Consider the following 248-nt stretch of genomic DNA (forward strand, 5'->3'; position numbering starts at 1 on the left):
GTTACTGTTGTCTTTTCGAAGACATTCACAAGGCCTTTCAGCCAGTCCGGAAGCTCGTCCCCATTCTCCGCAATCTGTTCTTTAACAAATGCTGACAGGGAATTTGCATTGACTGTTTCATAGATGAGTTCTCCAAAGCCTTTACTGCGTAGTGCGTCAAACAGTTCCTCCTTCATGCCTGCGGCAGCACTGGCTCTTGTTGTCGTTGAAAGGCAGAACATTGTTCCTGCTCTTGTGAAGTTTTGCGT

Annotated in this window: 1 pseudogene; it reads right to left on the reverse strand. The window is 46.8% G+C overall.

Annotated elements, in window-relative coordinates:
* Positions 1 to 221 (reverse strand): annotated as a pseudogene (locus tag FQ668_RS27925) (hypothetical protein); the annotation flags it as partial.
* Positions 222 to 248: the final 27 nt, after the last annotated feature.

This window comes from Pseudomonas sp. Kh14 (assembly GCF_900291005.1).
Taxonomy (GTDB): domain Bacteria; phylum Pseudomonadota; class Gammaproteobacteria; order Pseudomonadales; family Pseudomonadaceae; genus Aquipseudomonas; species Aquipseudomonas alloputida.